Source organism: Fusibacter sp. (assembly GCF_057447755.1).
Genome location: NZ_JBVBZF010000247.1, coordinates 1 through 5,412, shown reverse-complemented (window position 1 = coordinate 5,412; position 5,412 = coordinate 1). Strand labels below are relative to the sequence as shown.

At 40.4% G+C, this 5,412-nt stretch carries 4 protein-coding genes; 2 read left to right on the top strand and 2 right to left on the bottom strand.

The genetic code is table 11. The features are described 5' to 3' along the window. The coding region (locus AC220I_RS17680; protein WP_486725189.1) for an FAD:protein FMN transferase at positions 1-911 on the bottom strand (911 nt) is incomplete at its 3' end. Continuing rightward, positions 898-1,851: a LysR substrate-binding domain-containing protein gene (locus tag AC220I_RS17675; protein WP_486725188.1), complete on the bottom strand. Its 954-nt coding sequence runs from the start codon at positions 1,849-1,851 to the stop codon at positions 898-900. The genes AC220I_RS17675 and AC220I_RS17680, both read right to left, overlap by 14 nt. A 166-nt stretch (positions 1,852-2,017) precedes the next feature. Here AC220I_RS17675 and AC220I_RS17670 point away from each other — a divergent pair, with 166 nt between their 5' ends. Both AC220I_RS17670 and AC220I_RS17665 read left to right on the top strand, forming a co-directional pair. Next, a complete protein-coding gene (locus tag AC220I_RS17670; RefSeq protein ID WP_486725187.1) occupies positions 2,018-2,617 on the top strand; it encodes an NADPH-dependent FMN reductase in 600 nt (199 codons plus the stop codon). 8 nt (positions 2,618-2,625) lie between these two features. Beyond that, positions 2,626-5,049, top strand: coding sequence for a flavocytochrome c (locus AC220I_RS17665; RefSeq protein ID WP_486725186.1), 2,424 nt, complete (start codon positions 2,626-2,628; stop codon positions 5,047-5,049). Positions 5,050-5,412 lie beyond the last annotated feature (363 nt).

Here is a 5,412-nt window from a genome sequence, read left to right as displayed (position 1 = left end):
TTAAGATTACGAGTATGTGCCATCCTGCCATCCCTAGTGATGACGATGGCCCCCATGCCCTCAATCTCCTCTACCTCCTTTAAAATTCTTTGGATATCAAGGCCAAAGAATTTTGTCGTATAAAGATCACAATCCAAGGACTTATCAGCAATGATGGTCAGTGAGGCGATATTGGTCTTTATTGGATAACCGGTTTTGCTGTCGAAAATATGGTGGTAGGTTTGACCATCAATTTTAAAAATCCGCTCATAAATGCCTGAAGTCACCACAGATTGGTTCCTAACGCTGACACTGGCAACCAAATTGCCCCTCGGTAAAAAGGGGTTTTGAATCCCAACTTGCCATTCTTCATTTCCCTTAGGCGAATCTCCATAAACAAGTACATTACCCCCTAAATCGACCATGGCTGAAACAGCCCCATGATCCTTAAAAAAAGCCATAATTATATCGCAGAAATAGCCCTTGGCGATGGCACCGAGGTCTATTGTCATGCCCTTTTTCTTGAAGAAAACAGTTTGATTTTCTTCATCTAAGGCGATGTGTTCTGGATTTATAATACCTAGGATAGACTCGATCTCTTTCTGGCTTGGGACACATGCGTCTTCAAACCCAATATGCCAGAGCTTTGTAAGTGGTCCGATTGCAATATTTAAGAGACTCCCCTCTGTTTGACTGTGGTCTTTGCCAATCCTTATTAGGTCAAATAAGTCGGCATCTACCTTTTGGGGTGCTTTATAAGCGGTCTCTTTTAGTTTGGCAAGTGGGGACTTGTCGTTGTTGGCACTAAAGACCTGTTCGAATCGACTCAGCATTTTTGAAGCCTCATCTATAAGTGCCTCAGCATCTTGGCTTGTTAAGGAGAGTTTAATGACTGTCCCCATGAGATAGAGTGTTTTTTTAGAGGTTTCCATTTGATTCTCCTAAACTAAAAGCATTTTCTTGGTCAATAGAGAAGGCGTTAATAAGTGCCAAATCAGTTTCTGAGAGTGGCCTGTCCGAATGATGTGCAATAAAAAAATCCAAGCTCAGTTCTTCGATTGGTAGTGTGTAGAGGTTGTATTTTTCTGGACAAGGCTGGACGCTAATGCTCTCGGGAATGAAGGTCAAGCCAATATTGTTCATAGAGAGTTTTTGAATGGTATAGATTTCAGTACTCTCAAGGATAATATTAGGTGTGATTTTATAAAGGCTCAAAAGCTGGTCAATTTGACTCCTTATGGAGGACCCCTTACTGGTTAAAATGAGGTTTTGGCTGAGGAGGGTCTTCATGTCATAAGTGCCTTCTTCAATAATTGGGACACCCTCTTTATAAAGTGGGCAAGAGCACGGGATAATGGCAATATAGCTGTTTTTTCCCAAAATGGTCGAGCTCAGATTTGGAGAGATGTTTCTAGAGTTTTGTCCAATCCAAAAGTCCAACTCACCACTTAGGGTGCGTTTCTCATTCTTTTCAGGAAAATCTTCAAAAAGCTCAACCTTACAGTTCGGATGTTTTTTTAAAAAATTAGGGAGCAGGAGTGGAAGGAGGTAAGTCCCAAGACTTGGTAGAATCCCAATTTTAATCACTTGTTTTTCAAGGTTTCCAACCGCTGCGATTTCATTTAGAAATCTCGAATAACGATTTTCTAATGAAGTTAAGTACTCATAATATATTTTGCCTTGTTCGGTTAGGCGGTATGGGAGTTCACTTCTGTTAATGAGTTCACATTCAAGTTGCTTTTCCACGCGTTTTATTACTTGTGTTAGGTAGGGCTGAGAGACATAAAGTGCCTTGGCAGCCTTGCCATAATTGCTGTACTTGAGTATGGCGTCAATATAATATAGGGTGTTCTGTGGACTGTTTTGTGACATATATACCACCTCTTCTAAATGGTTGCTAGGTTTATTTTATATTTGATGATAACAAATTTGTTATCAATCTTCAATATATAACTATTAGATAGACTTATATGAACGTGTTAAAATTATATCAATCAAATGAAATGGAGACTATTTTCCATATAGAGAGGGGAAACCAATGAAATATTTAGCAATTGTAGGCACAAATGCGGATGTATCGACGAATCGCAAGCTGCTTCAATTTATGCAAAAGCACTTTGCAAAGGATGCGGATATAGCACTTTGTGAAATCAAGGAATTACCTGCCTTTTACGAGGTTGAAGGTGACCAAGTGCCTGAAACAGTCGTAGAAATGTCAGAAAAAATCATAGATGCTGATGGCGTTATAATCGCAACACCTGAGTATGACCACGCTATTCCGGCAGTTTTAAAAAGTGCACTCGAATGGATCAGTTATACTAGTCAGGCGCTTACAGACAAACCAGTTTTAATTGTAGGCGCATCTCATGGGACTTTAGGGTCTTCAAGAGCACAGGCCCATCTCAGACAGATTCTTGATTCGCCTGAACTTGCGGCGAGAATTATGCCAAGCAGTGAATTTCTTCTTGGAAAATCACAAGAGGCATTTGATTATGCTGGGAAGCTAAAATACCCTGATAAACTGGTGGAACTCAATGAAGTTTTTAGAGAATTCTTGTTGTTTACAGAAATCACATCAAAGTTATTGGCTGAAAAAGAAGTCATCAAAAAAGATAAAAAATACACTTGGCAGGTATAGGAGGGAACATGATGAAATTTGTTGCAATTGCTGGAACGAGTGCGAAAAAATCATATAACCGTTTACTCCTTCAGTTCATGAAAAAGTATTTTGAACCAAAAGCTGAGATTGAGATTTTGGACATCGCAGATGTTCCAATGTTTAACCAATCAGACGACCAATCCAATACAGAAATCCTTCAGATGTTCAACGATAAAATTACAGCATGTGATGGGGTGATCTTTGCAACGCCAGAATACAACCACTCGGTGCCGTCGAGTCTAAAGAGCCTTATTGAATGGCTTAGTTTTGAGCTTCATCCACTGGTGGGAAAACCCGTAATGATTTTGGGTGCTTCAAGGGATGCACAGGGCTCATCACGTGCACAATTACACCTTCGTCAGATATTAGATGCACCAGGAGTGGATGCTAATGTCATGCCGGGTTATGAGTTCTTACTTGGGAATGCCCATAAGGCCTTTGATGAAAACGGAGACCTCAATAGCGAAAGAACCATTGATTTCCTTGAAGTCTGCTTCTTGCGTTTTATGCGTTTTTCAAAAATTTCAAATCTTTTAAATGAAGAGGAAGAATTTGAGTTTAACCCAGGAGATTATGAAGTAAGTACATTAGGTCATGGTGGTAGTCTACCCATGAAGGTGACCTTTAGCGAAAAGCGCATCGAGACCATAGAGATTGACAGACAAGGTGAGACAGAAGGCCTTGCAGATGTTGTTTTCACAAGAATTCCTGATCGAATCATCGAGGGTCAGACGCTGAATGTCGATGCGCTTTCAGGTGCCTCAGAAACGAGTAATGCTGTACTCGATGGCGTTGCAAAAGCGGTTAAACTAGCAGGTGTTAACCCTGATATCTTAAAAAGACGCCCTAAACCACCAAGTGCTCTAAACAGAGAGGATGAAGAATATACCTGTGATATCGTCATCGTAGGTGGCGGCGGTGCAGGCCTTAGTGCTGCGGCTACAGCCCTTCAAAAGGGTGCAAATACAATCGTTATTGAGAAGTACCCAGCAGTGGGCGGTAATACCATCCGTTCTGGTGGTCCAGTCAATGCAGCCAACCCAGAATGGCAGGCTGGATTTGAGGAGAATCCTGGTGAGAGAACGACGATCGAGGGCTTACTTGCTACTGATGAAAGCCTGATTCACCCTGAGTATTTAGAGGATTTCAGAGCACTAAAGAAAGAATTTATGGCCTATGAAGAAAAGTTTAAAGACGTAAAGGGCCACCTATTTGACTCGCCACTTCTTCATAGAATGCAGACTTACTTTGGTGGTAAGCGAACAGACCTTCATGGCAATGAAATCTATGGCCAATATGATCTGGTAAAAATCATGACAGACCATGCACTTGAAAGTGTTAAATGGCTTGAAGAAATTGGTGTTGAATATGATAAAAATATCGTTTTTGCCCCAGTAGGTGCCTTGTGGCGTCGTGGGCATAAGCCTGTTAAGACCTATGGTACAGCATTTATTTTAGCCCTTAGAGACTTTGTTGAAGCAAACGCAGGTAAAATCATAACAGACAGCCCTGTAAAGGAATTCATCCTAGAAAATGGCGAAATTAAAGGTGTAATCGCAAGAGGCGAAAATGGTCAAAAGATCACAGTTCATGCCAAAAAAGTGGTGCTTGCTAGTGGTGGTTTCGGTGCCAATACAAAAATGCTTAAAGAGTACAACACATATTGGAAAGAGATTGACGACAATATCAGAACCACAAATTCATATGCAATGACTGGAGATGGGATTTTACTTGGTCAATCCGTTGGTGCGGCTCTTACAGGTATGGGCTTTACACAGATGATGCCCGTTTCTGACCCAGAAACTGGTGAACTCTTCAGCGGTGTTCAAGTGCCTCCTGAAAACTTTGTTATTGTTAACACAGAAGGCAAGAGGTTTGTCAACGAGTTCTCCGGTAGAGACGTATTGACCAAGGCGGCAATTGAAGAGGGTGGCTTATTCTACTTGATTGCCGATAGTGAAATCAAGAAGACGGCTGCCAATACAAGTGAGGAAAAAATCGAGCATCAAGTGGCAGCAGGAACACTCTTTAAGGCGGATACAATTGAAGCGCTTGCTGAGAAAGTAGGGATGAATCCACAGATACTTGCGGACACCATTAAAAAATACAATTCGTATGTGGATGCGGGTTTAGATCCTGAGTTCCACAAGGATACATTCAGCTTAAAAGTTGAAAAACCACCTTTCTATGCGACACCAAGAAAACCAGCTGTTCATCATACAATGGGTGGCTTAAGGATTGATACTTGTACTCGAGTATTAGATGAAAAAGGTAATCCAATTAGAAACCTATATGCTGCAGGTGAAGTTGCAGGTGGTATTCATGCAGGCAACCGTCTTGGCGGTAATGCACTTACCGATATCTTTACCTTTGGTAGAATTGCTGGTAAAACTGCAGTTGAAGAAATGTAATTGGTGGATATAATAGACATCGTAAAATAATCAATCTTATTATAATAAGTCCTGGACATAAAATTTGTTCAGGGCTTTTTTATATAGATAAGTGACGGCATTTTTATAGGATGCCTGGTGAAGAAGTATGATTATGTGAAGACCTCACCGTAACAATAAAATATTGGGTGGCTTAGCCTTATTTATAATGGAGCGTTTATGGAGGTAAATTTGAAAACAATTAAAAATGGAATAAAATTACATTAAATACATTGACAAACATCAGAGCCATATATTATTATTATTAAAAAGTGTATAATTACAACTAGTTCTGTTGACTTGTTAAAAAGCTGACACAAGATCTGCTGAAGATAAGACACGAGC